This is a genomic window from Aquitalea pelogenes, assembly GCF_001515305.1.
GTDB classification, from domain to species: Bacteria; Pseudomonadota; Gammaproteobacteria; order Burkholderiales; family Chromobacteriaceae; genus Aquitalea; species Aquitalea pelogenes.
The window spans coordinates 93,376-117,976 of the sequence record NZ_LNQV01000006.1; the positions used below are offsets into that span (position 1 = coordinate 93,376).

At 57.7% G+C, this 24,601-nt stretch carries 24 protein-coding genes; 14 read left to right on the plus strand and 10 right to left on the minus strand.

What is annotated here, in order from left to right; translation table 11 throughout:
- Positions 1-12: 12 nt before the first annotated feature.
- From AWT75_RS04085 to queC, 5 genes are all read right to left on the minus strand, one after another.
- Entirely contained in the window at positions 13-261 is a 249-nt protein-coding gene (locus AWT75_RS04085; RefSeq protein ID WP_045847494.1) for a BufA1 family periplasmic bufferin-type metallophore, read from the minus strand.
- A 109-nt stretch (positions 262-370) separates the two neighbouring features.
- Entirely contained in the window at positions 371-637 is a 267-nt protein-coding gene (locus AWT75_RS04090) for a BufA1 family periplasmic bufferin-type metallophore (RefSeq protein WP_062787588.1), read from the minus strand.
- 253 nt (positions 638-890) lie between these two features.
- Positions 891-1,520 (minus strand): 7-carboxy-7-deazaguanine synthase, encoded by a 630-nt coding sequence (gene queE, locus AWT75_RS04095; protein ID WP_062787643.1) that lies wholly within the window; start codon positions 1,518-1,520, stop codon positions 891-893.
- 2 nt (positions 1,521-1,522) lie between these two features.
- Positions 1,523-2,554, minus strand: a complete 1,032-nt coding sequence (locus AWT75_RS23925; protein WP_062787590.1) for a 6-carboxytetrahydropterin synthase — start codon at positions 2,552-2,554, stop codon at positions 1,523-1,525.
- Position 2,555: 1 nt separating this feature from the next.
- Positions 2,556-3,260: a 7-cyano-7-deazaguanine synthase QueC gene (gene queC / locus AWT75_RS04105; RefSeq protein WP_062787645.1), complete on the minus strand. Its 705-nt coding sequence runs from the start codon at positions 3,258-3,260 to the stop codon at positions 2,556-2,558.
- 316 nt (positions 3,261-3,576) lie between these two features.
- Here queC and AWT75_RS04110 point away from each other — a divergent pair, with 316 nt between their 5' ends.
- A complete protein-coding gene (locus tag AWT75_RS04110) occupies positions 3,577-4,491 on the plus strand; it encodes a diacylglycerol/lipid kinase family protein (RefSeq protein WP_062787592.1) in 915 nt (304 codons plus the stop codon).
- 7 nt (positions 4,492-4,498) lie between these two features.
- Here AWT75_RS04110 and AWT75_RS04115 read toward each other — a convergent pair whose 3' ends face one another.
- The 4 genes from AWT75_RS04115 to AWT75_RS04130 form a co-directional block, all read right to left on the minus strand.
- Positions 4,499-5,182 carry a type 1 glutamine amidotransferase domain-containing protein gene (locus AWT75_RS04115; RefSeq protein ID WP_062787594.1) on the minus strand — a complete coding sequence of 228 codons (684 nt, stop codon included), beginning with the start codon at positions 5,180-5,182 and terminating at the stop codon, positions 4,499-4,501.
- Between the two features lie 75 nt (positions 5,183-5,257).
- A complete protein-coding gene (nemA, locus tag AWT75_RS04120) occupies positions 5,258-6,352 on the minus strand; it encodes an N-ethylmaleimide reductase (protein WP_062787595.1) in 1,095 nt (364 codons plus the stop codon).
- A 33-nt stretch (positions 6,353-6,385) separates the two neighbouring features.
- Positions 6,386-7,126: an NADPH-dependent oxidoreductase gene (locus AWT75_RS04125; protein ID WP_062787598.1), complete on the minus strand. Its 741-nt coding sequence runs from the start codon at positions 7,124-7,126 to the stop codon at positions 6,386-6,388.
- Positions 7,127-7,229: 103 nt separating this feature from the next.
- Positions 7,230-7,844, minus strand: a complete 615-nt coding sequence (locus AWT75_RS04130) for a TetR/AcrR family transcriptional regulator (RefSeq protein WP_062787600.1) — start codon at positions 7,842-7,844, stop codon at positions 7,230-7,232.
- Between the two features lie 550 nt (positions 7,845-8,394).
- Here AWT75_RS04130 and AWT75_RS04135 point away from each other — a divergent pair.
- The 6 genes from AWT75_RS04135 (at position 8,395) to AWT75_RS22605 (ending at position 14,657) form a co-directional block, all read left to right on the plus strand.
- Positions 8,395-9,030: a GspH/FimT family pseudopilin gene (locus AWT75_RS04135; protein ID WP_161937723.1), complete on the plus strand. Its 636-nt coding sequence runs from the start codon at positions 8,395-8,397 to the stop codon at positions 9,028-9,030.
- Positions 9,027-9,641 carry a type IV pilus modification protein PilV gene (pilV, locus tag AWT75_RS04140; protein ID WP_062787605.1) on the plus strand — a complete coding sequence of 205 codons (615 nt, stop codon included), beginning with the start codon at positions 9,027-9,029 and terminating at the stop codon, positions 9,639-9,641. Before AWT75_RS04135 ends, pilV (AWT75_RS04140) begins: the two co-directional genes overlap by 4 nt.
- 8 nt (positions 9,642-9,649) lie before the next feature.
- On the plus strand, positions 9,650-10,798 hold the full coding sequence (locus tag AWT75_RS04145) for a PilW family protein (protein ID WP_161937720.1): 1,149 nt from the start codon (positions 9,650-9,652) through the stop codon (positions 10,796-10,798).
- Positions 10,695-11,135 (plus strand): pilus assembly PilX family protein, encoded by a 441-nt coding sequence (locus AWT75_RS04150; protein ID WP_062787610.1) that lies wholly within the window; start codon positions 10,695-10,697, stop codon positions 11,133-11,135. Before AWT75_RS04145 ends, AWT75_RS04150 begins: the two co-directional genes overlap by 104 nt.
- Before the next feature lie 878 nt (positions 11,136-12,013).
- Complete coding sequence (locus AWT75_RS04155) at positions 12,014-14,251, plus strand: pilus assembly protein (RefSeq protein ID WP_161937721.1); 2,238 nt, start codon at positions 12,014-12,016, stop codon at positions 14,249-14,251.
- 7 nt (positions 14,252-14,258) lie between these two features.
- A complete protein-coding gene (locus tag AWT75_RS22605) occupies positions 14,259-14,657 on the plus strand; it encodes a type IV pilin protein (protein ID WP_062787614.1) in 399 nt (132 codons plus the stop codon).
- Between the two features lie 123 nt (positions 14,658-14,780).
- Here AWT75_RS22605 and yiaY read toward each other — a convergent pair whose 3' ends face one another.
- Positions 14,781-15,932 (minus strand): L-threonine dehydrogenase, encoded by a 1,152-nt coding sequence (yiaY, locus tag AWT75_RS04165; RefSeq protein ID WP_082086495.1) that lies wholly within the window; start codon positions 15,930-15,932, stop codon positions 14,781-14,783.
- 465 nt (positions 15,933-16,397) lie between these two features.
- On the opposite strand from yiaY, the gene AWT75_RS04170 reads away from it, so the two are divergent.
- From AWT75_RS04170 to gabT, 7 genes are all read left to right on the plus strand, one after another.
- A complete protein-coding gene (locus AWT75_RS04170; RefSeq protein ID WP_153013236.1) occupies positions 16,398-16,970 on the plus strand; it encodes a GspH/FimT family pseudopilin in 573 nt (190 codons plus the stop codon).
- Positions 16,971-16,977: 7 nt separating this feature from the next.
- A complete protein-coding gene (gene pilV / locus AWT75_RS04175; protein ID WP_161937722.1) occupies positions 16,978-17,490 on the plus strand; it encodes a type IV pilus modification protein PilV in 513 nt (170 codons plus the stop codon).
- Positions 17,487-18,260 carry a prepilin-type N-terminal cleavage/methylation domain-containing protein gene (locus AWT75_RS04180; RefSeq protein ID WP_062787619.1) on the plus strand — a complete coding sequence of 258 codons (774 nt, stop codon included), beginning with the start codon at positions 17,487-17,489 and terminating at the stop codon, positions 18,258-18,260. Before pilV (AWT75_RS04175) ends, AWT75_RS04180 begins: the two co-directional genes overlap by 4 nt.
- Before the next feature lie 62 nt (positions 18,261-18,322).
- On the plus strand, positions 18,323-18,814 hold the full coding sequence (locus AWT75_RS04185) for a pilus assembly PilX family protein (protein WP_052694129.1): 492 nt from the start codon (positions 18,323-18,325) through the stop codon (positions 18,812-18,814).
- A 46-nt stretch (positions 18,815-18,860) separates the two neighbouring features.
- Positions 18,861-22,202, plus strand: a complete 3,342-nt coding sequence (locus AWT75_RS04190) for a pilus assembly protein (RefSeq protein WP_082695944.1) — start codon at positions 18,861-18,863, stop codon at positions 22,200-22,202.
- Between the two features lie 2 nt (positions 22,203-22,204).
- Positions 22,205-22,657 (plus strand): type IV pilin protein, encoded by a 453-nt coding sequence (locus AWT75_RS04195; protein WP_045847477.1) that lies wholly within the window; start codon positions 22,205-22,207, stop codon positions 22,655-22,657.
- Positions 22,658-23,146: 489 nt separating this feature from the next.
- Positions 23,147-24,412, plus strand: a complete 1,266-nt coding sequence (gene gabT, locus AWT75_RS04205; protein ID WP_062787625.1) for a 4-aminobutyrate--2-oxoglutarate transaminase — start codon at positions 23,147-23,149, stop codon at positions 24,410-24,412.
- Positions 24,413-24,601: the final 189 nt, after the last annotated feature.

A 24,601-nucleotide genomic window follows, 5' to 3' on the forward strand; every position in this document is an offset into this window, starting at 1 on the left:
GCGTGGCCGGGCTTACTTGCCCAGTTTGCCGCCCATTTTTTCGCAGCTGCCCTTGGCAACGTATTTCCAGTCACCGGGGTCCTTGTCCTTGGTGGCCTGACCTGCGCAGGAGTGGGCGCCGGAGGCGCAGTCGTTCTTGCCAGCCTGGGCAATGCCGAAACATTTTTCTTTTTCTGCGGCGGCAGCCGGGGTGGCGCTGAGGGCGCCCATGGCGACAACGGCACCCAGGGCGGAAGCGAGCAGGGCTTTGGAAGCATTCATGGTGGTTCTCCTTTGGGGTAGGTTCAAACGGATTTTATGCTGAGCTGTATGTGCTGGGCAGGGTAGCCTGGCGGGCTACCCGGTATATGCATGGTTAACAATAGACTGCTTATTGTTTCATTGGTGCCATGGTATTGCCACCCATTTGCTGGCAGCTGCCCTTGGCAACCAGCTTCCAGTCGCCCGGGTCCTTGTCTACCATGGCCTGGCCTTTGCAGCTGTGTGCGCCGGTGGCGGAGGCACAATCGTTCATGCCGGCCATGGCCACGCCATAGCATTTTTCCTGTTCTGCGGCCTGGGCGGGGGCGGCAGCCAGAGCAGCCAGGGTAACAACAGCGCCCATGGCGGAAGCAAGCAGAGTCTTGGAAGCGTTCATGTCAATCTCCTGTCGGGGGTAAGCGGCAAGTGCCGGGTTTCAGGAGTCAGTCGCACGGGCGGGGGCTTTCTTACACACTGGCAGAAAATATTTTTAAATTATTTGCATTTCGCTGCCATTGGCTGCTGTTGCAATAAGTTAAATGCTTTTCTGCTGGCCTGCTGCGTGACCGTCTCTGCAGCATCTGTCGGGGTCATGGAGGGTTTCTTACACGATCAGGCAAAAAAAATCGGGCGACTGTGCGCCCGACGGTTTAACGGATGTTGACCACCTTGTGTGTCTGCACCGATAGCCGCCAGCGCGGGTGTGCCATGCAGTAGGCAATGGCGGCGCGGGTATTGGCGGCCAGCTCCGGGCCATCCATCGGCTGCAGGTAGAAGGTGTCAAACTGCAAATGGGCGACGGTTTCCGGCAGCTGGGTGGCTTGCGGGTAAACCAGCTTCAATTCATTCCCGCTGGTTTGCAGCAGCGGTGCGCCGGCCTTGGGGCTGACGCAGATCCAGTCAATACCTGCCGGGGCGGCGATGGTGCCATTGGTTTCCACTGCGATTTCAAAGCCTTCGGCGTGCAGGGCCTCAATCAGCGCGACATCCAGCTGCAACAGCGGCTCACCACCGGTACACACCACATAAGGTGTGCCGCCACTGCCTGCCGGCCATTCGCTGGCAATGCGGGCGGCCAGTTCGGCGGCGGTGGCAAACTTGCCGCCATCCGGGCCGGTGCCGACAAAGTCGGTATCGCAGAACTGGCATACCGCCTTGCTGCGGTCTTCCTCGCGGCCAGACCACAAATTACAGCCGCTAAAACGGCAAAACACGGCGGCGCGGCCAGCTTGTCGGCCTTCACCCTGCAGGGTGTAGAAGATTTCCTTTACTGTGTACATCTTCATTCCCCTTGCAGCAGCGGCCAGCGCATATCGTCATGGAACAGCAGCGACACCCCCTGGTGGTCGTTTTCCATCAGGTCGATGCGTGCCAGCTCCGGCACCAGCGGCGACAGATGGGCATGCACCCATTCGGCCACCGACTGGCTGTGGCCGTCACGCACGCCAGCCAGCTTGTCCAGCGGGTTGTGGTCCAGCTGCCGGTAGATGGGCTTGAAGCGGTCTTTGACATCGCCAAAGTCCAGCAGCCAGCCCATGGTGCGGTCCAGGCTGCCGGTGAGCATCAGCCGTACCAGATAGCTGTGGCCGGTGTAGTTGCCATTGCTGTCGAACGGTACTGCGCTTTCAAAGCGCTGTTCCTTCCAGATGCGGAAGCGCTTGCCATCGAACTGGCTGCCCGCAGTATGGGTTTCGCGGACTTCCACCCAGGCCAGGCCTGTCAGGCCTGCGTCTTGCAGCGCGTGGTACAGCCAGGCGGCAATCACTTCACTGGTAGGGTTTTCCAGCCCGGCGATGTCATTGAGGTAGCGGTGATTCAGTCGCAGGAACAACGGTGCCCAGGCGGCTTCCAGCTGGGCCTGGCTGTGCTGGCGGGCATCGGCCACGATGCGCACGCCAAAACCGTGGCCATGCAGGCGGCCGCATTTGTGGCCGGCCGGTACGTGGGGCAGGTGGTGGGCGGCCTCGAAGCTGGCGGCAATCCAGTGCAGTGCCGTGCCGTTTTCCAGCATCACGCCGCGTTCCGGTGCGCTTTGCAGCAGCAGGGCTGCAGGGCAGTTCAGGGCGTCCTTGATGTGCCGGGCCAGGCTCAGGTCGTCGCACTGTGGCAGTTGCTGGTTGAGGTCGGCATAGTCAAGCGGGGCCAGTACCTGAGCCAGCGCGGTGTGCAGTTCGGCCTGTTCGATGTGGGTGACATCGGCACGAGCCAGCACGCGGAAGCTGTGACCGTGCAGGCCGTTCAGGCGGTGTTCGTCACCGGCAACACGGCGGGCGGCTTCAAAGCGGCCACCGGCCAGCAGGCAGGATGCATGCATGTCAGGCCTCCTTGCTGCAGCGTTCGATCAGCGGGTCGGCCACGCCAGCCTCGGCAAAGCCCTTGGCGCGCAGCTCGCAGGAAGCACAATGACCGCAAGGCGGCACCGCGCCGTTATAGCAGGTGTGGCTCCAGGCCAGTGCTTCCATTGCGCCCACTTGCTGCGCCAGGGTGACGGTTTCGGCCTTGCTCAGGTACATCAGCGGGGTATGCAGCTCGACACGGCTGTCCATGCCCAGTCGCACCGCCAGTTGCAGTGCCTGCAGGGTGTTCTCGCGGCAGTCCGGGTAGCCGGAGTAGTCGGTCTGTGCCACACCGGTGACGATGTGACGGGCACCGCGGGTGTAACCGAAGGCAGCGGCAAAAGTGAGGAAAATCAGGTTGCGGCCGGGCACGAAGGTGTTGGGCAGGGCGTCGTCGTCGCGGCTGCCTTCTTCGGGCTGGATGCTGTCATCGGTCAGCGCATTGCCACCGATGGCGGCGAAGGTGTCGATGGGCAGCACGGTCTGGCGCACGCCAGCCATGGCAGCAATCTTGCGCGCGCAGTCCAGCTCCACGCGGTGGCGCTGGCCGTAGTCAAAGGTGACGGCTTCCACATTGGCTGCACCGAACTTCTGCAGCGCCCAGTACAGGCAGGTGGTGGAGTCCTGGCCGCCGGACAGCACGACCAGTGCTTTTTCCGCGGTCTTGGTGGTATTCGGTGTCATGGCGTGATCCATCGATAAACAGTCGAGGCAGTGGTGCTGGCGCAGCTTGCCCGGCCTTGCGCTGCAAGGTGCGGTTGCGGTGGCAGCACGCACGCGGGATCGGTCTCACCCGGCAGGTACTGGCAGCCAGAATGCGGCGCAGCAAAACCGCGTAATTTATCAGAAAACCGTGCGGCCAGCCAGTTGCCCACCGCGATTAGTGCATTGATTTTACTGACAGCTGTGCGGGTGGCAGTGCTGGCAGAGCAAGTCATTCTGGTGTCAAAAGCTGATGTTCTGCCTGATAATCCAACAGTTAATTTCCAATAGTCTCGTTATGGCTCAGACCCGGCTGGTTTTCATCCTGCATGGCCTGCGTTGTCCGCGCAGCCTGCCCGACCGCCTGTTGCAACGTTTTGCTGCACATTACCAGGTGGATATCCACATCACCACCTCGGCGGTCAGTGCCGAAGACATGGCCTTGCAGGCGGTAGAGCAGGGCTGTGATTACCTGATTGCCGTGGGGGGCGATGGCACCATCCACGAGGTAATCAATGGCGTGATGCGGGCGGATGCTGCCGCGCGTGAACGCGTGGCGGTGGGGGCGCTGCCGTTTGGCACGGGTAATGATTTTGTCCGTTCGCTGGGGGTAAACGATTCGCTGGAGCAACTGGAACAGTTGATTGCCAGCCAGCGCGTACGCCGCATCGACCTGGGGCGGCTCAGCCTGCCGGGAGAGGCCGGTGAGCGGGTGATCTGGTTTGGCAATATCGCTTCACTGGGCATCAGCTCGGCCATTGTCGAGCAGGTGCGCCGTCTGCCCGGCTGGCTGCCGGCCAGCGTGGCGTTCTATCTGTCCATCCTGCTGACCTTGCTGCGTTACCGGCCTCGCCGCATGCAACTGACACTGGGCGATGGCGAAGTCATCAGCGGTGATTTTCTCAGCCTGTGTGTGGCCAATGGCCGTTATTTCGGCAGCGGCCTTGGCATTGCGCCGATGGCAAGGCTGGATGACGGCCTGCTGGAAGTGGTGATGATCAAGCGCGGTGGCGGGCTGGACTTTTTGCGGCATCTGCCCAGCTTGCGCAAGGCCCAGCCGGTGCTGGACGAGCGGGTGCGTTACCTGAGTGTGCGCAGCCTGTTGGTGGAGGGGCAGAACTGCCCGCTGGAGGTGGATGGCGAACTGGTAGGGCAGGCACCGGCCCGCTTTACGCTGGAACCGGCGGTGCTGCGCTGCCTGTCCGCCCTCTGATTCAGAATCAGCCGTTCAGCCGGGCCAGCAGTTTTTCTGCCACCAGTTCGGACGAGGCCGGGTTCTGGCCGGTAATCAGCAGGCCGTCTTCGCGCACGAATACGCCCCAGTCCGGCCCTTTTTCATAAATGCCACCCTTGGCTTGCAGCGCATCTTCCACCAGCAGCGGCACGATGTCGGTCAGTTGTACGGCATCTTCTTCGGTATTGGAAAAACCGGTGACCTTGCGCCCGGCTACCAGCGGCTGGCCCGCGGCATCACGCGCATTCACCAGCACGGCCGAGGCATGGCAGACGGCAGCCACCGGCTTGTTGGCAGCAATAAAGGCTTCAATCAGTGCAATCGAGGCGGTGTTGTCGACCAGGTCCCACAGCGGGCCATGGCCACCGGGGTAGAACACGGCGTCAAAATCATCGGCTTTTACGCTGTCCAGGGCTATGGTATTGGCCAGTACGGCTTGCAGGGCGGCATCCTGATTGAAGCGTTCGGTGGCCGGGGTGCTGAAGGCCGGGTCGGCGCTTTTGGGGTCGATAGGCGGCTGGCCACCCTTGGGCGAGGCCAGGGTGATGGCTACACCCTTGTCGGCCAGCGCGTAATAGGGTGCGGCGAATTCTTCGATCCAGAAACCGGTTTTGTGGCCGGTATTGCCCAGCGTGTCATGGCTGGTGAGGACAAACAGGACTTTTTTCATGGTGTGCCTTCTCGTATGGTGTGCTCCGGGCGGCGCAGGCCAGCCCGGACGCTTGTTGTCAGTGTTCAGTCAGGCTTACAGCGTCGGGTAGTCGGTGTAGCCCTTGGCATCGCCACCGTAGAAGGTGGATGCATCCGGGGTGTTCAGCGGGGCTCCAGCTTGCAGGCGCTCCACCAGGTCCGGGTTGGCGATATAGCTGCGGCCAAAAGCCACTGCATCGATATAGCCCTCGCCAATCAGCTTTTCCGCTTTTTCCGCGCTATAGCCACCGGCAGCGATGATCACGCCCGGATAGCGTTTGCGGATTTCCTGGCGGAAGGCTTCGCTCAGCGCCGGGCCACCGGCCCAGTCCGGCTCGGAAATGTGCAGGAAAGCCAGCTTGCGCTTGGCCAGCTGTTCGATCACATACAGTGCGATGTCTTGCTGCTCGACATTGGACACGCCATTGAACACACCCAGCGGCGAAATGCGGATGCCCACGTGTTCGGCATCCCATTCAGCCACCACGGCATCCACCACTTCCAGCAGGAAGCGGGCGCGGTTTTCCACGCTGCCACCGTAGGCGTCGGTACGCACATTGGCTTCCGGCGACAGGAACTGGTCCAGCAGATAGCCGTGGGCACCGTGGATTTCCACCAGATCGAAACCGGCGCGGCGCGCGTTGTCGGTGGCGCGGCGGTAGTCTTCCAGAATGTCTTCCAGTTCCGAGATTTCCAGTGCGCGCGGCTCATCGCAGGGCACGCGGGCCAGGCTGCCGTCGGGCTGGCGCACATTGGTATTGCTTTCAGCGCGGATGGCCGATGGTGCTACCGGTGCTTCGCCATCCGGCTGCAAGGAGCGGTGCGAGATACGGCCGGTATGCCACAGCTGCAGTGCGGTCTTGCCACCGGCTGCGTGAACGGATGCATTCACCTTGCTCCAGGCGGCAACCTGTTCTTCGCTATAGATGCCCGGCGCACCGGCATAGCCCTTGGCGGTAGGGGAGATGTGGGTGCCCTCGGCAATGATCAGCCCGGCGCTGGCGCGCTGGGTGTAGTACTGCACCGACAGATCGGTGGGCACATCGCCCGGTTCGGTATTGCGCAGGCGGGTAAGCGGGGCCATGGCAATGCGGTTGTTAAGGGTGACGGCACCCACTTGCAGCGGGGTAAACAGTTTATCCAGACTCATTTCAGCTTCTTCCTGTAGGCAAAGACAAGTTGATCAACGGTCAAAACCAAAGCCCTGCTTGCGGGCGACGGGGGCGACTTCGGGGAAATACACGTTCTGGTAGTACTGTGCGGTATTGGCGCTCCACGGCAGGCCATCCGGACGGCCAATCTGCTGCCAGTAGCTGGCCAGCGTCTGATCGTACTGGCGGATTTGTTCCGGCAGTTGTGCAGCCTGGTAGTGCTCGTGATGAACAAAGCTCTCGCGCGGCAGGCGCGGTTTGATGCTGCTGTCCTGATCGGTATAGCCGATGACCACGCCAGCAATCGGGAAGGTGTATTCCGGCAACTGCAGCAGCTCGATCATGGCCTGCGGGTTGCGGCGGATACCGCCGATCGGCACCACGCCCAGCCCGGCAGCGCGGGCGGCGGTCATCAGGTTGCCCAGTGCAATACCTGCGTCCACGGCGCCGACAGCAAAGCCTTCCACGCTGTCCTGAATCACCTGTTCGGCACCAGCAGCTTCCACGCCAAGGCGGGTCTTGTAGAAGTCCACCACCAGGGTGACAAATACCGGCGCCTGGGCAATCCACGGCTGGCCACCGGCGAGAGCGGCAATTTGCTGGCGGCGGGCTGCGTCCTGCACCACCACCAAGGACACCTGCTGGCCATTGATGGAAGTGGGGCCTTTCCAGGCAGCGTCCAGCACCGCGTCCAGTACCTCGGCGGGGATGGGCTTGTCCTGATAGCTGCGAATACTGCGATGTTGCTGCATCAGTTCCAGTGTGCTGTTCATGAAGCATTCTCCCGTGTGGGTGAAAATAAATAGACCGGTCGTCTAGTTGATGTGTCAAAAATACCCGCCGCAGGGGCGGGCAAGATAAATCCGTGTTGCTGCCTTAACTTTCCTGACAGTCACCAGGCTTGAGCATGGCGTCGGTCAATGCCTGAGCCTGCAGCATGGGCTGCTGGGTGTGCTGCACCTTGAACAGCAGGGCCGAGCCCACCCACAGGCTGTACAGGCTGCCTGCAGTGTCTTCGGCCGACAGCCGGGTACACAAGCTGCCTTCCTGCTGGCCGCGGCGGATACAGTCGGCCAGGCGGACAATTACCCGGCCCATGCCCTCGGCCAAGGCTTCACGCATCGGCTCGGACAGGTCGGATACTTCTGCCGCCAGCTTGATGGCCAGGCAGCTCTGATTGCCTTCTTCGCATTGCTGGTGGCGGTCCAGCCAGCCGGAGAAATAACGCAGCAAACAGCTGCGTGCATCACCCTGGCTTGGGTCCAGCGCTTCTAGCAGGCGCGCATCGTAATGTTCAAAGTAACGCCGCAGCATTTCCACCCCGAAACCTTCCTTGGAACGGAAGTAGTGGTAGAACGAACCTTTGGGCACACCGGCACAGCCGAGGATTTCGGCCAGGCCTACGGCAGAAAAACCCTTGCCCAGGATGATGGACTCACCGGTGGCAAGCAGGTGTTCGCGGGTATCGGAAAACTGGCTGGGACGTGACATGAGCAGATAGTACTAGACCAGTCGTCTAGTTTGCAAGTTTATTGTGAGTCTGCTGTGGCATGCAGGCTGCAATCGGGCGTGGTGGCAGCGTAGATCATGTATATGGGAGGGGCCTGCCCTCCGGATGACGACTTGCATTGATCCTGCTTGGCCGCTGGCGGCGGATGTATTTTTAGCCCATTGGCCCGCATGAGGGGATGCGTCCTGAATTTATCTGGTATGTGTTCAAGCAATCCTGTACGAAGGGACTGCGTCTCAAGCAGAAGAGAATTATGCTGCATGCGGGTGGAAGCTTGGTTTAATAACAGGATGTGAATAATTTGGTAAGAATACAAGAGCTTTTTCTATTGATTTGCAATGCTTGGAATTGTCATCTATCAAATATTAATCAGACAGTTAAATGTAAAATACAGATGTATCTTTGATTGGTTTGGGAAAATTCTTGTAAATAGTCTTTATCTATGTAGAATACGTAAAATTGATCAATTGCATTGATAATGGAATGTTCGCTGGCTGTGTATCGCCATGCGACTTGCCCATGCATACCACCATGCCCCAATTCCCAGCAGGAAAAACAGTAGCGTCCCGCCAGCGACAACTGGGTTTTACTCTGGTCGAGATGATGGTGACGGTTGGTGTTGGCGCCATCATGATGGCTGTTGCCGTCCCCCAGCTCCGAACGTTGGTAGCCAATAACAAGATCACCACCGAAGCCAACCGCATCGTGGCGGGTTTCAACTATGCCCGCACCGAAGCCGTGCGCCGCAATCAGCCAGTCTACATCTGCTCGGCCAATCTCAATACCAATAGCATGAGCATCAGCGGCTGCCTCAGCTCGCAAACCAGTAGCAAGTACAACTGGGGTTATGGGCAGCTGGTGTACGCCGACAATATCAGCACCGGCACCATGGGCAGCTATGACAGTGGTGAAGCCATCAAGAGCTTTTCCTTCTACGGCGAAATGAACAATGCATCAGCCATCAATCTGGTGATGTCCACCTCGCCGGTGGCTAGCGTCAACCAGTTGGCCTTTGGCAGTGATGGCCGCTTGCTGGATGGCAACAGCCGCAAGCTGTTGTTGCAAGACACCAGCAATAATCTGTGCCGCGTCATCCTGGTGAGTGGTTCCGGCCGCAGCAAGGCGTGTGATAGCAGTACCGACAGCAGTTGCGGAGCCTGCTCATGAAGAAAATGACCGGCTTCACCATGCTGGAAGTGCTGATGTCCATTCTGATTGTCGGTATCGGCATGCTGGCGCTGGCCGGCATGCAGGGCCGTACCCTCAAGACCGTGCGCGAGGCCGAGCAGCAAGGCGTGGCCGCCATGCTGGCTGCCGAAGTGGCCGATGCCATGCGTGCCAATTCCTATGCCAGCATCAATGCCAGCGGTAGCGTGACAGAAGACTGGACCAACTACGTCGAAACCAGTTACAGCGACCACACCACCGCTCCAGCCACCCTGTGCAATGCGTCAAGCGGTTCGCAATGCACCAATGCACAGATGGCTGCCTACGACCTGTACCAGTTCAAGAACAACCTGGCCACTGCGTTCTCAGATAGCAGCCAGAACAATGTGCGGGCCATTATCTGTCGGGACAGCAATGCTTCGTCCTCCATCAATTTCAACGATAGCAAACTGGGTGGTTGCACCGGTGGCAGCAAGCTGATGATACGGGTGGCCTGGAAGGCCGCCATGGAAAAAACCGCCAATACCGCCCTGGGCAACAATAATGCCAACTCGTCAGCTTCCAGTACCACGAGCCGGGTATATGGCTATGTCTTGCAGTTTGAACCATGAGTAAATCCATGAAACGGATGCGCGGCTTTACCCTGATCGAGCTGATGGTGTCGCTCACCCTCGGCATGATCGTGCTGGGTGCAGTAGTAGCGGTTTATGTCAACAGCAAGCGCACGTTCAATGTGGTCAGCCAGCGTATCAGCATGCAGCAGGATGCACGCATTGCCCTGCTGCAGATTTCGCGCGATTTGCGTATGGCCGGCAGCTATGGCTGCGCCACGCTGGATGCCAACAATACGGCAGCTTCACAGGCGGTGACGGTGGATACCAGTGCGGTGGCTTCAGCCTCGGTTTATCAAACCTTCATTACCAGTGGCGGCAGCTACCTGCCATTCGCGGCCTATGCTTCCGGCACGGCAAGCAGCTGGCTTAACGGACAGACCGCCTCGTCAGGCATTGACGTACTGGCGGTGCAGTATGGCCGTGGCACGGCACAGGCGACGGCGATTGCCTCTGGCGGCGTTGCCACTTTTTCGGCCAACAGCAATAACCAGCGAACCTATACCGTCGGGCAGCAGTACTGGGTAGCCAGCACCTGCCAGAAAATCCTGCTGCAGAAAACCGCTGCAGGCCTGGCTTCGGCCGGGGTATCGGTGAATGTGGGCAGTGTGACTTCCGGTGCCGACATCATGGACCTGGTGTCCCGTGCCTATTTCGTCAACAGCAGCGGGGCGCTGGTGATGACCGAGCTGGGGCAAGGCGGTACCTTGATAGGGCCGAATGAACTGATCAGCAATGTCACCAATCTGCAATACGAATACGGCGAAATTACCGATAGTACCAATTGCCTGGTGACCTACCGCAGCCGAGCGTCGGTGGGCAACTGGCGCAATGTGTCATCGGTACGCATCACCATGACGGTACGCAGCCAGAACCAGGTACCGCTGGCCAGCGGCAACAGCTTTGGCTACCTGACCCAGACTTACCAGACCACTGCCGCCATCCGGGGGAAGCAATGCTATCGCGCAGCTGAATTCCCGGCTGCCCCATGTCCAGCGCGGGGCCAGCCTGATCGTGTCGCTCATCCTGCTGGCAGTGATTGCCCTGCTGGTGGTGTATGGGGCCCACCCCCTGCTGACCGAACAGAAAATCGCCAGCAACCAGAACGACCGCACGCTGGCATTCCAGCTGGCCGAACTGGGGCTGAAAGCTGGTGAGAGCTATGTGGCTGCCAACAAGCCGACATCCAGTTCCTTTGTGGCGGCCTGCACAGGCGGCCTTTGCCTGCCCAGCCAGTCGGCAGGTGGCACCAATGCCTGGGAGCGCAGCAATGTGTTTACCGGCACTTATGCCAACTCGCTGCAGTGCAGCACCTGCACCATTACCGGCGAGACCTTGCAAAAGCCGCGCTACACCATTGAATTGCTGGACAGCAATTACACCGATGCGGTGACCGGTACCTCGGGTGCATCGCTGTATCGCATTACTTCTCGTGCCTGGGGCCGCAATGCCAATACCCAGGTTACCTTGCAAAGCTATTACGTCGTTTCCTGAGGCAGTTGCCCATGTCCCGTTATGTTACTGTTTGCACGGCAGCTGTGCTGGCACTGTTTTCTGCCACGGTTTTTGCTGCAAATCCATACCCTACGGTTCCTTTGTATCTGGATCAGTTAACCGCCAAGCCTAATGTTGCCGTACTGGTGGATGATTCGGGCAGTATGGTGTGTCAGCCTAGTGATACCAGTGGCTGCTCGCGGGATAAGTCTGTCAGTTTTGTGAATAACTCCACGACTTATGTAGCCAAAATGCGTTTGGCCAAGACCGCACTGAATAGCCTGTTTTCCAATAATTTTGATATTGCAAGATGGTCGTTATTCAAATTCAGAACAATTATTCCGTCGACTTATACTGATGGTGGCTATGGTGTTGCTTACACTGCTGGTAGCTCCAGGCTGTTGGCTGACTGGAATGCAAGCAATGGTCTCAGTGCTTTTACCAGTGCTGTTAATTCTTTGGTGCCTGCAGGTAGTACGCCCAGTGCATCTGCATTTTACAATGTGATGCAATATTTTTATGGCAAGTCTAGTTATGGGGCAAATAGTTATCAACAAATCGTTGATGGTAACTATTATGGAAATCCCTATTTCTGGAATAGTGGTGTCTATAACACGGTTTACTACGATTCTGGTCAGACCTATACCAGCCCAATTCAGTATGTGTGCCAGAAGAATTTTGTCATTTTTGTTTCGGATGGTCAGCCCAATCAGGAGAATGGTGATATTCTCACTGCGACAGCGACAAACCCGAAAGATGGTCAGACATACACCATTTCCAATTATGTAAATTCGAAAAATTTGCTGACAAATTATACTTCCACTGTGCGTAATACCACAGTGGTGAATTATGCTGCTTTTTATCATGACGCTGGTGTCGTGCCCAATGGTAAAACCAAAGACAACGAGGGCAATAATTTTGACGCAACCACCTCTCCACCCATAACCACTTATACCATTGGCCTTGGTCTTGCCAGCGGTGATACTGGTCGTACCGTATTGCAGGCCATGGCCGAGGCAGGTGGTGGGCAATATTTTGATACCAGCGACCAGACCTCGCTGACCAACGCCCTGCAATCCATTCTCAACAGCATCAAGACCCAGACTGCAACCAACGTACCTGTGGTGGCCAGCAAACCTACCAATCCTACCGATGCCATTCAGGCGACTTTTTACTCGGGTGACTGGTCTGGCCAGTTGCGGGCCTACAGTGTCAGTAGCACGACGGGGCTTGCCAATCTGACTTCACCCATTCCGGTGCTGTTCAATTCTTCGAGTGCAACACGACTGGCCAATATTTTCACCAGCACCGGAGCAAGTGCCAGTGGTGCGCTGTATACCAGTGTTTCCAGTGACAGCAACCTGAACAGCTATCTTTCCGGTGGCTCGCCGTCCGGCTGGCGTAGCCGTAGCAGTGACAAATCCACCCCGTCTACTCTGGGTGACATCATCGACTCCACGCCTACGCCATTCGGCACTACGACGACTGCCGGTTTTGCGGTGGGAGCCAATGACGGCATGCTGCATGTGTTTGGCCGCACCACCAGCAATTACACCGAAGTTTTTTCCTATATTCCGCGTGCCGTGACGGCGGCCAATCTGGCCTTGCTGGGTTCAACGACTTATGGCGGTGCCCAGCCGCACCTGTATTTTGTCAATGGCAACCTGACCTTCAACAATGTCAGTGGCGGGGATAACCAGTTTTCTACCTCGACCACCTCGGTGCTGACCGGCGGCATGGCCCAGGGCGGCCAGGGGTTGTTTGCGCTGGATATCAGCAATACCGTGGCCAACCCATCGCTGTTGACTGGTGGCAGTGTATTCGGTGCCGGCAATGTGTTGTGGGACCATGTACCGACCGATTCCGGCTTTACCAATCTGGGTTATACCTTTGCCAAGCCGGTGATTGCCCAAGTCTATTATGGCGGGAAAAAGAAATGGGCGATGATTACCGGCAATGGCTATGACTCCACCAATAAAGCCACCACCCTGATGGTGATTGACCTGAAAACCGGTGCCATGCTGTACGAGATTGATACCGGTACCGCCAGCAATGGCTTGTCATCCCCGGCGGTGCTGGATGTGGATGGCGACAAGGTGGCGGATTATGTTTATGCGGGGGATCAGTCCGGCAATATCTGGCGTTTCAAACTGCAAACCAGCAGCGTCACCACCCCCTCGGTCAGCAAGTTCTTTACCGCCCAGGCCAATCAGCCCATCGTGGCGGCGCCGGCCATTTATGCCATTCCGGGTGGTGGCTACATGGTATACGTCGGGACCGGTCGCATGATGTATGAAAACACCAGCTATAACGACCGTACCACGGTGTATCCGCAATCGCTGTACGGCATTTACGACGACCAGACCAAGACCAACCTGACTTACAGCAGTTCCACTTTTATTACCGATGGTGAAGTGGCTACCCTGAGTGGCACCGCTTCTATTGACGGTTCCACTACCTCCACTGCTTCCGGCAAGGTAGGTAGCAGTGTGGTGTTTCGCGAAACCACTACCATTAGCGATGCCGCCACGACCGGCGGTTTGTCGGTGGGGCCAAGTGGTAATCGCGCTGGCTGGGTGTTCAATATGAACAGCACAAATGGCGAGCGCATGCTCTACCAGCCGGTGGTGGCATTGGGCAAGCTGTACTTCACCACCCAGGTACTCAAGGGCAGCTCACTGGTGTGCAGTAATGTGAACCAGCAAAGCGGTTGGGTGATGGCACTGGACCTGATGACCGGCGGTGCGCCGTCATCACCGGCTTTCGACCTGAATGGCGATGGCAAGATCAATACCAGTACCACTTCGCCTGATGGTGACACAGTAAGTTTTACTGATAAAAAAACCAATATTCCGTCCGGCATCAATTACAACATTGGCATTCCGTCGGCGCTGTCCATTGCCTTTACCGTTACTACGGTGAATCTGGGGGACTACACTTCTACCGATGGCGGCCAGCTGGGTAGCTATCCTTATCCGTCCTCCACCAATACCAATGAAGTACTCACTTTCTATGTGGGCGGGACGGGGGGCAGCAACGGCAATGTGGCGGCGGGCAAGCTGATTCCCAAAGCCACGTCGGTGGGGCGGCGTATTGGCTGGCGTGAAATTTTCTGAGGTGGCTATGAATAAACAGCAGGGTTTTACCTTGATCGAACTGGTTATCGTGGTGGCGATTGTCGGCATTCTGGCTGCCATTGCCTATCCTTCCTACACCCAGCATGTCATCAAGGGTAACCAGGCGGCCGCCAAGGCCAATCTGGTGGAGGATGCCCATTACATGTCGCGCTGGTATGCGGAGAAGGGGACTTACGCCTCGGCCACCCTGCCTTTGACCACCGCGCCCAGTAACGGCACCACGCTCTACAATATTGCTGCCAGCGGTACCACGGCGGATACCTTCTCGCTGGTGGCTACGCCAGTGAACGGCATGTCGCAGGCTGGCACGGAAACCATTTCGATCGACCAGGATGGCAATATCCTGTATTGCAGCCAGACCAACACCGGTAGCTGTCATCAGTAAACAGCCTTGTTGCTGGCGCTAGCAGCAGACGCCACGTACTACAAAGCAAAACCGCCAGTCCGTAAAGATTGGCGGTTTTTTTATATGGCCGGGAGTGTTTACCCAGGCCAGCCCGGCAGGGGCTTACATCGCCCCTTCGAAAATGCTCTCGATTTCTGCCTGGCTGGCCTGACGCGGATTGGTCAGGCCGCAGGCATCTTTAAGAGCGTTACGTGCCAGCAGCGGAATGTCTTCCCGCTTGACCCCCAGCTCACTCAGCGAAGCCGGGATGCCGATGTCAGCGGCCAGCTTGCGGATGGCCACCAGGCAGGCCTTGGCGCCGGCTTCTGCCGTGAGTCCATTGGTGTTGACACCCATGGCGGCTGCGACGTCAGACAAACGGGCGGCCGATGTCTGCACATTGAACGCCTCCACATGCGGCAGCAGCAGGGCATTGCAGACGCCATGCGGCAGGTCGTACACCCCACCCAGCTGGTGTGCCATGGCATGGACATAGCCCAAGGACGCATTGTTGAACGCCATGCCGGCCAGAAACTCGGCATAGGCCATCTGTTCACGCGCTTCCAGGTTCTTGCCGTTTTCCACGGCGGTGCGCAGGTACTGGGAGATCAGCGACACTGCCTTGAGCGCGCAGGCATCGGTGATGGGCGTGGCGGCGGTGGAAACATAGGCCTCGATGGCGTGGGTGAGGGCATCCATGCCGGTGGCTGCGGTCAGGCCTTTGGGTTTGGCAATCATCAGGTCCGGGTCATTGACTGACAGGATGGGGGTGACGTTGCGGTCGACAATGGCCATTTTCACGTGGCGTGCTTCGTCGGTGATGATGCAAAAGCGGGTCATCTCGCTGGCCGTACCTGCGGTGGTATTGATGGCCACCAGGGGCAGTTGCGGTTTTTTCGAGCGGTCCACCCCTTCGTAATCGGCAATCTTGCCGCCATTGGTGGCCACCAGCGCAATGCCCTTGGCGCAGTCATGCGGCGAGCCGCCGCCCAGCGAGATGACAAAGTCACATTTCTTTTCCTGCAGCACGGCAAGGCCGGCTTCGACATTGCCAATGGTCGGGTTGGGCTTGGCCCCGGCAAAAATGGTGGCCTGGATATCACGCTCGGCCAGCAAATCCCTGATCCGGCCTGCGACGCCGATTTCATCCAGCACCTTGTCGGTGACGATCAGCGCATGGCGAAAGCCATAGGCCTGGATGGATTGAATGGCGTCTTTCAGGCAACCGGCACCCATGACGTTGACAGCAGGAATAAAGAAAGTCGTGGTGGTCACTGTGTTGTCTCCATTATTGACGGGCTGGCTTTGGAAGCTGCCCCAAGCTGCTTGCGGAAAAATGCATCCTGTTCATGACCGGAGTCATGCTTGCAGCCTATAGCGTGGGAGAGCGTGCTCCTATACGACTTTAGTGCAATAAACCAGCGGACTCCTGTCCTGAGTTGTGGCGTCTTGTGCATGAATATTGGCAGGGCAGGGCTTTATGACTGAACGCTGTTTATTCATGAAGTACATTTTGTTTATTTTGGTGTTCGCATGATTTATTGGCGGTTGAATACGATTTTTGGCAAATATTTACATTTATTTATTTTGTTGCCATTGCTGGCTTGTGGAGAGTGTTTATTGTTTTGGGTTAGTATTTATTCCTTTGGTTAGCCAGGATTTTACTGGTTAATGTTCCAGACAAATGTGACCAAGTTTTCCTTGCTTTGATGTGCATGATTTTAAAAAGGTGTATTCGCTTTGATAAAGTCTGCTGGATATACCTTGTTTGAGCTGATGATTGTCATTGTGATAGCCAGTATCGTGATGGCAATGGCGGTAGCTGGCTATCGCACCACACTGGATAGCAGCAATGTCAGCGCTGAAATCAATGCCTTGAGTCTGGATCTGGCTTATGCCAGAAACGAGGCAATCAAGCAGGGGCAAAACGTGCTGTTGTGTGCCACCAGTAATCCCGGCAGCAGCTCTCCCACATGCAATAACGCCAGCAGCCTGGCCACTGGCTGGGTGGTGATGCTGGCCAGTGGCAATACCTGCACGGTAAGCAATGGCTTGGCTGCCAGTTCGGTACTGCGTGTTGCCTCAGGGGCGACAACCGGCGATTCCATCACCTTTGCCTATTCAGGCAGCAATACTTCCAATGGCATCTGTTTTTCCCGTCTGGGTACCGGCACCACCGGCAAGTTCACGGTGGCCGCGGCCACTGCCAGCACCAGCGCCAACCAGTTCAACAAGCAATGTCTGTATGTGAGTAATGCCGGCCTGCTGCATGTGGTCAAGTCCGGCAACAGTGACGCATTCGGGAGCTGCTGAGATGGAGATGGCCAAAACACCGTTATCTGCCGGCTTTACCCTGCTGGAAGTCCTGGTTGCCCTGCTGGTGATTTCGATTGGCTTGCTGGGCATGGCCGGTGTGCAGGCGCTCAGCATCAACAATACCAATACCGCGCGCATGCGAGGTATTGCGGCCATCAAGGCCGAAAGCCTGGCTGCCGCCATGCATGCCAATACGGCGTATTGGCAAAACGTGAGCGGCACGGTGAGCCAGAGCACGGTGCTGGCACTCAATACCGGCAGTTGCGGCAGCAGCACCTGCACGGCATCCCAGGTGGCTGGCTATGATGTGTCGCAATGGAGCAGTGAGCTGTCATCCAGCCAGCTAGCCTTGCCATCTGCATCCGGCACCTTCTCTTGCACCTCCAGTACCACGGCACCGGTGTCTTGCACCATCACCGTTTCCTGGCAGGAAAAAACCATGGCCCCCGCCCTGACCTCCACGACGGCCAGCAGCGCCTTTGCCTCGGCCAGTTACCAGATGGTGGTGCAGCCATGACACAAGGTGTTGCGAATCGTCGCCTGCAGCAGGGTCTGACGCTGATCGAGCTGATGGTGGCCATGACCATCGGCCTGCTGTTTCTGCTGGCCTTGTCGGCGCTATTTTTGTCGTTCAAGCAAACCAGCCTGCATCAGGGGGGGGGTGCCCAGATGCAGGATGACCAGCGCATGGCCATGACCATTCTCAGTCAGGTCATCCAGTCGGCCGGGTATTTTCCCAATCCAGCCTCGGCCACCGTATCTTCTGCACTGGCTGCGGATAGCACCTCGGTGAGCGGTGTGTCCTTCAGTGCCGGGCAAGTCATTTACGGGGTGGACAGCGGTGTCGCCAGTAGCCCTGACACGCTCTATGTGCGTTACCAGAGTGCACAGAACGATGGGGTGGTGAATTGTCAGGGCGGGACCAATGCCTCTTCCACCACGGCGACATATATCAATCAGTTATCGGCATCTGCCACTGCACTGCAACTGACCTGTGGCCTGAATGGGGCGACGGCGGTCGGAGTGGTGGGCGGTGTCAATCTGTCTGCGGCCACCACCTGCAATCGTGTCGGCTATGTCGGCATCAGCAATGTGAAATTCCTGTATGGACTGGACCCGTCCGGTAGCGGCTCGGTCACGCGCTATGCATCAGCCGGTGTGGTGAGTAACTGGTCGTATGTGTATGCAGTAAAGCCGATCATCACCCAGCTTTACTGCTTTCAGCAGGGGGGGGCACCGCAATCGGTCACCTTCTCGCAAACCATATCCCTGCCAAACCAGCAATGAGGAACGTGCGGATGCGGCCACCAGCCAGACGAAGGTGTCAGCAGCATAGCCGGGGCTTTGCCTTGATCATCTCGTTACTGTTTCTGATGATCATCGCCATCCTGTGCGTGATGCTGATGCGCAGCATGGGCCTGCAAGGAAGGATGGCCGGCGGCTTTCGCGAGAAGGGGCGTTCCTTCGAGGCCGCCCAGGCGGCGCTGGTGTATGCCGAATGGTGGCTGGCGCAGGGGAATGGCAGTACTGGCAGCAGCTGTTCCTCTGTCGTGACCAGCGCGGTGGTGTGCTCCAATGCGCTGAGCAGCCCCACTACGGTGCCGTGGACTGTCGGTGTCAGCTATACCCCCAGCGGCATGAGCATTGCCTCTGGCGGGGTATCCATGTATGCCGCCAAGCCCATGTTCTACATCCAGTACGTCGGTGTCAGCAGTACTACCGGTTACAGCATCTATCGCATCAGTGCAGTCGGTTATGGCGGTAACAGCCAGGCGGTAACCGTACTGCAAAGTACCTATGCAATGAGTACCAGCGGCAGTGTGCAGAATGTCGGTCAGTAAACCAGCCAGCCACCTGCGTGCGGGGAGAAAACAGCAGATGAACAAGATGAATACAGCCAATCTTGAGTGCCATGCAAACCGCTTGTTGCAATGGCTGGGCTGGAGTGGACTGTTGTGCAGTGGCGTTGCCGCAGCCTCCACCCTGACCGTGGTGGACAACTTCACCGGTACGGCCAACTCGGTCAACTGGTATGCCTATGGTGCATTGAGTGCCAGCCAGACCACGACCAGTACCAGCAGCCCTGGGGCCTGTCTGACGGCGGGCAGCACCACGGCAGGTTCGTCCGGGGCTGCAAGTTCCACCAGTGCCGGCATCATTCCGGCTTGCGGCTCCGGTACCGGTGGTACCACCGGTACCATTCCCGATGCCTCCGGCAAAGGTGCCTTGCGACTGACCAATAACAAGAATTATCAGACTGGCGGTATCATTTATGCGGGGGACAGCAATGGCTATGCCTTCCCGGCCAATACCGGCATCAATGCTACCTGGACCAGCTACAGTTACGGCGGTACCGGCGCTGATGGCTTGAGCTTCTTCTTGTTGTCTTCCGCGCAGAAGATTACCGCACCCTCTTCACTGGGGGCCAATGGTGGTTCGCTGGGTTATTCCTGCTCCAATCAAAGCGGCAATGCCACCAACAAAACCATGACCGGCTATGGCTCAACCGGGATTCACAATGGCTATCTGGCCATCGGCATGGATGAATTCGGCAATTTTTCCAATAAAAGCGATAACACGGCATCGGGGAGCAGTTCAGGGCAAACCGCCGGGGCGATTGCCATTCGTGGCAAGGGTGATATCAGTAATGACACCTATCCCAGCTATGGCTCAACTTCCATCATCAACATGTGCAAGAATGGCAGCCTCAATGGCACAGCCATTTCGGATTACCCGTTTTACAGCCTGAGTGGTACTACCAACGGGGCATACAAGGTGTCCAGCAGCACTCCGCTGTATGAATCGGCCACCACGCGGGCCAGTGCCAAGCCACATAGCTATCAGCTGCAAATCACCACCGGCAACTTGCTGACCCTGCGTTACAGCTATAACGGCGGCACCTGGACCACCATTGCCAATGGCATCGATATCACCTCGATTGGCGGTACTCTGCCGTCCTATCTCACCTTCGGCTTTGCCGCTTCGACTGGTGGTTCCACCAACTACCACGAAATCACATGCTTCCAGGCGGCCCCGCTGACCACGTCCAATAGCGGTGCCGGGCTTAACCAGCAGTCGTCCGAAGTACAGACCGGCAGTCAGGCTTATCTGGCTTATTACAATTCCAGTAACTGGTATGGTGGAGTGACATCAAACGCCATTACCGCAGACTCCTCCGGCACGGTGTCGGTTGCCAGTACCGCTACCTGGGATGGTGGCTGCAACCTGACCGGCGGTTCTTGCTCCACCACCGGCACCACCATTGCCAGCGCGCAGGGTTCCGCCAGTCGCAGCATTCTGAGCTGGAATGACAGTAGCAAGGCTGGCGTGGCATTTCAGCTGGGCAATCTGAGCAGCACGCAACAGACGGCGCTGAATTCTTCCTCCACCCTGGCGGCTTATCTGCGTGGCGACCGCAGCAACGAAACCAGCACCTATCGCGCGCGTACCAGTGTGATGGGGGATGTGATCAACTCAGGCCCGACCTGGGTGGGACCGCCGCTCAAGAGCTATGGCGCTACCTGGTCGGACAAGATTGTCAGTGGGGCCTCCCTGCCGGAAAACGGCAACAGCGCGGTGACGTATCCCACCTTTGCCACCAATAACCTGACGCGTACCAATATGGTGTTTGTCGGTGCCAACGACGGCATGCTGCATGGCTTCCGTAGCGGGGCTTACAACAGCTCCGGGGTGTACGACAGCAGCAGTACCAATGACGGCAAGGAATTGCTGGCCTACGTACCGGGTACGGTGGTGACATCCAATCTGGCCAGCTACAGCAACATCATTTATTCGCATGCCTACTTTGTGGATGCCACACCGGGTAGCGGCGACGTGTTCTACAACAACAGCTGGCATACCTGGCTGGTGGGCGGCATGGGTACCGGTGGCAAGGGCATTTATGCGCTGGATGTCACCACCCCGGCCAATTTCTCCGAATCCAATGCCGCCAGCCTGGTAAAAGGGGAGTGGAACAGTTCAACCATCAGTTGTACTTACACTAATGGTTCTTGCGGAAGTGATCTGGGTTACACCGTCGGCACGCCGGTGATCACCCGTTTTCATAACGGCAAATGGGGTGCGGTATTCGGAAATGGCTACAACAGCTCAACCGGGGTGGCGTCCATTTTCGTGATGATGATAGACCCCAGCACCGGCGCGGAAACCTTCTACGAATACTCTACCGGCTATGGCCCCAGCAAGGACCCTACCGGCAACAGTTCCAATAACGGCATTTACTATGTCACCCCGGTGGATCTGGACAGCGACAATATTGCCGATTACGTCTATGCCGGCGATTTGTTCGGTAATATGTGGCGTTTTGACCTGACCAGCAGCGACCCCACCAAATGGGTGGTATCCAGCTATTCCGGCACCAAGCAGCCGCTGTTCTCCACCCCGGTCAATACCACCACCAGCGGCAGCACCACCACCAAGACATTGCAGCCAATCACCACCAAGCCGGTGGTGGCTACGCTGAAGGCCAGCTCCACCCTGCCACGGGTGATGGTGTATTTCGGCACCGGCAGCAAAGTGTCGGCCACGGTCAGCAGTTCCAGCACCTATGCTTCTGGTGACCAGTATTTCTATGGGGTGTGGGACTGGAATGTCAGTGCCTGGAATGCGCTGTCCTCCACCCAGTTTGCCACCACCTCCAACAGCCCGGGTACCTTGAGCGCCTCCCAGCTGGTAACCCAGACCCTCAGCTCCACCACCACCTCCAGCAGTACCACGGTGGCAACGTATGGTGCCACTACCAGCAATACCGTGTGCTGGGTGGATACCTCGTCCTGCACCAGCAATACCCAGTATGGCTGGAAGTTCTATTTCCCTTACAGCAGCAGCCAGAGCGAGCAACTGATCTACAACCCGCAATACCTGAATGGGGCAATTACCTTCAGCACCACCATTCCCGCGGTCAACAACATCACGTCCTGTACCAATAGTGTGGATACCGGCTGGAGTTATGCCTTGAGCCCGGCCAGTGGCGGCAATTTCACCACCTCTTATTTTGCCAACAGCAGTGGCACCTTCAGCGGAGTGAACGGGCTGGTGGTGAATGCAGTGCAATTGAGCGCCACCGGTTCTTTCCAGGTGGTGACCTATAGCGGGGCAACCTATCTGGTGTATCAAACCTCATCCGGCTACGCCACCGGTAATGTTATTGCGGTCAACACCCAGGGTGTTTCCACCAGTGGCTCCCGTCTGACCTGGATTGAATTGAGATAAACATGAAACACAGCCGCAAACCGGTGACCGGCTTTACCCTGGTGGAACTGGTAGTCACCATGGCCATTCTGGGGCTCCTGCTGGCCATTGCCATTCCGGCATATACCAGTTATGTGCAAAAGGGGAACCGCCCGGCTGCCAAGACAGCGTTGCTGGAGCTGGCTGCGCGCGAGGAGTCCTACTACGCGCTGAACAATGTCTATGCTTCCCAGCCGACCACGCTGGGCTACAGCGCCAACAGCATTTCTGTCCCCGGCAGCAGCCAGAACTACTACACGGTGACGGTGGCCTCGGCTACCAGCGGCACGGTGCCTGGCTACACGCTACAAGCCACGCCCGTGACCGGCAGTGTGCAGGCCAGCGATGCCTGTGTGATCTATCAGCTGGATTCTCTGGGTAACAAAACCAATGTCACCTCCACGGGCGGCACGGTCAGCACCAGCAACTGCTGGTAGCACTGCTTGTAGGGCTTGTCCCATCCCTTGCGCTCATTGCCACTGGCGATGAGCCGCGTGCTGTGCGCGCCATGTTTCAGGCGCGGTGAATCCGTGTTCTGCCATGTCTATCTGCTGTTTTCCAACTTGTTCATGTCATATTTCTTTGCGTGAAGACACCTTGCCGGTTTGGCGGCTGCTGCTTGGCTTTTATCGGGAAATTGATGTGTTTTTGCTGAATTTTCATCGTTTTTCTCCTGTGTTCAAATTTCCTGATAAAAGCTTTTTTTTCAATGGCTTGTCCTGTCATCACCGGTGGCTGCCTGCCACTTTTGCGTGTTTAAAATAATATTCATTGTGGCGTTTTGTTAAACGCGTGATTAGAATTGGTGCGCCGAGATGCAATGGAAAATCCAGTTGATACAAGGATTTGACAGCTTTGGATACTGTAGCCAGGTATCGACTGTTTAAAAAATTGCCACTCGCTTTGTCAATGACAGGAGAAACAGCATGAGCAACAAGGACCTGATGCAGCGCAAGGCGGATGCAACACCGCGTGGCGTGGGCGTCATGTGTACGTTCTTTGCCGACAAGGCCAAGAACGCCGAAGTATGGGATGTGGAAGGCAACCGTTATATCGACTTCGCCGGTGGTATCGGCGTACTGAATACCGGCCATCTGCATGCCAGGGTGCAGGCCGCCGTGGCCGAGCAACTGAACCGCTTCAGCCATACCTCGTATTCCATCATTCCCTACGAATCCTATGTCAGCGTGGCTGAAAAGCTGAACCAGCTGACACCGGGCAATTTCGCCAAGAAAACCGCCTTCTTCAGCACCGGCGCGGAAGCCGTGGAGAACGCCATCAAGGTGGCCCGCGCTGCCACTGGCCGTCCGGGTGTGATTGCCTTTGGCGGTGCCTTTCACGGCCGCACCATGCTGGGCATGGCGCTGACCGGCAAGGTGGCCCCGTACAAGATCGGTTTTGGTCCGTTCGTAGGCGAGATCTACCACGCCGCTTATCCGAATGCCATGCACGGTGTGTCGGTTGAGGATTCGCTGGCCAGCATCGAAAAGCTGTTCAAGTTCGATATCGAAGCCAAGCGCGTAGCCGCCATCATCTTCGAGCCGGTACAGGGCGAGGGTGGTTTCAATATCGCACCGACAGAGTGGGTGGTGGCACTGCGCCAGCTGTGTGATACCCACGGCATCGTGCTGATTGCCGACGAAGTGCAGGCCGGCTTTGCCCGTACCGGCAAGCTGTTTGCCATGGAGCACTACCCGGTTGCCCCTGACCTCACCACCATGGCCAAGTCGCTGGCCGGTGGCTTCCCGCTGTCCGCGCTGGTGGGCAAGGCCGAGCTGATGGATGTATCGGCTCCCGGCGCGCTGGGCGGCACCTATGCCGGCAGCCCGCTGGGCCTGGCTGCGGCCGGTGCGGTGATTGATGTCATCCGCGAAGAAAACCTGCTGGAGCGTTCCAACAAGCTGGGCGACTTGCTGAAGGAAAAGCTGCACAGCCTGAAAAAGGACATTCCGCAGATTGCCGACGTGCGCGGCCTGGGTGCCATGGTGGCCGTGGAGTTCAACCAGCCGGGCACGCACCAGCCGGATGCCGAATTCACCAAGAAGGTACAGACCAAGGCGCTGGAATCCGGCCTGATCCTGCTGACCTGCGGGGTGTACGGCAATGTGCTGCGTTTCCTGTTCCCGCTCACCATCGAAGACGAAATCTTCGCCGAAGCGCTGGCCAAGCTGGAAGCCGCGCTGAAGGCCTGATGCCGTCAGGCAGGCCAGGCTGATCCGTCCCGGTCGGCCTTTCTGTCCCGGCTAGCTGTAAGCACGGGCGTGCACCACCGCTGCCTGCCGGTAGCGGCAGGGTGTCGCCTGTGTCCAAGAAGTAATGTGGGTCATTTCAAAAAACATAAAACAATAAAACGACATGACTGGCGGACCTGCCCACGCGGG

What these genes read in the sequence shown, in the direction of transcription:
- AWT75_RS04085 (WP_045847494.1), bottom strand. Translation starts at nt 261, where the DNA reads ATGAATGCTTCCAAAGCCCTGCTCGCTTCCGCCCTGGGTGCCGTTGTC.
- AWT75_RS04090 (WP_062787588.1), bottom strand. Translation starts at nt 637, where the DNA reads ATGAACGCTTCCAAGACTCTGCTTGCTTCCGCCATGGGCGCTGTTGTT.
- queE (WP_062787643.1), bottom strand. Translation starts at nt 1,520, where the DNA reads ATGTACACAGTAAAGGAAATCTTCTACACCCTGCAGGGTGAAGGCCGA.
- AWT75_RS23925 (WP_062787590.1), bottom strand. Translation starts at nt 2,554, where the DNA reads ATGCATGCATCCTGCCTGCTGGCCGGTGGCCGCTTTGAAGCCGCCCGC.
- queC (WP_062787645.1), bottom strand. Translation starts at nt 3,260, where the DNA reads ATGACACCGAATACCACCAAGACCGCGGAAAAAGCACTGGTCGTGCTG.
- AWT75_RS04110 (WP_062787592.1), top strand. Translation starts at nt 3,577, where the DNA reads ATGGCTCAGACCCGGCTGGTTTTCATCCTGCATGGCCTGCGTTGTCCG.
- AWT75_RS04115 (WP_062787594.1), bottom strand. Translation starts at nt 5,182, where the DNA reads ATGAAAAAAGTCCTGTTTGTCCTCACCAGCCATGACACGCTGGGCAAT.
- nemA (WP_062787595.1), bottom strand. Translation starts at nt 6,352, where the DNA reads ATGAGTCTGGATAAACTGTTTACCCCGCTGCAAGTGGGTGCCGTCACC.
- AWT75_RS04125 (WP_062787598.1), bottom strand. Translation starts at nt 7,126, where the DNA reads ATGAACAGCACACTGGAACTGATGCAGCAACATCGCAGTATTCGCAGC.
- AWT75_RS04130 (WP_062787600.1), bottom strand. Translation starts at nt 7,844, where the DNA reads ATGTCACGTCCCAGCCAGTTTTCCGATACCCGCGAACACCTGCTTGCC.
- AWT75_RS04135 (WP_161937723.1), top strand. Translation starts at nt 8,395, where the DNA reads ATGCCCCAATTCCCAGCAGGAAAAACAGTAGCGTCCCGCCAGCGACAA.
- pilV (WP_062787605.1), top strand. Translation starts at nt 9,027, where the DNA reads ATGAAGAAAATGACCGGCTTCACCATGCTGGAAGTGCTGATGTCCATT.
- AWT75_RS04145 (WP_161937720.1), top strand. Translation starts at nt 9,650, where the DNA reads ATGAAACGGATGCGCGGCTTTACCCTGATCGAGCTGATGGTGTCGCTC.
- AWT75_RS22605 (WP_062787614.1), top strand. Translation starts at nt 14,259, where the DNA reads ATGAATAAACAGCAGGGTTTTACCTTGATCGAACTGGTTATCGTGGTG.
- pilV (WP_161937722.1), top strand. Translation starts at nt 16,978, where the DNA reads ATGGCCAAAACACCGTTATCTGCCGGCTTTACCCTGCTGGAAGTCCTG.
- AWT75_RS04180 (WP_062787619.1), top strand. Translation starts at nt 17,487, where the DNA reads ATGACACAAGGTGTTGCGAATCGTCGCCTGCAGCAGGGTCTGACGCTG.
- AWT75_RS04190 (WP_082695944.1), top strand. Translation starts at nt 18,861, where the DNA reads ATGAATACAGCCAATCTTGAGTGCCATGCAAACCGCTTGTTGCAATGG.
- AWT75_RS04195 (WP_045847477.1), top strand. Translation starts at nt 22,205, where the DNA reads ATGAAACACAGCCGCAAACCGGTGACCGGCTTTACCCTGGTGGAACTG.
- gabT (WP_062787625.1), top strand. Translation starts at nt 23,147, where the DNA reads ATGAGCAACAAGGACCTGATGCAGCGCAAGGCGGATGCAACACCGCGT.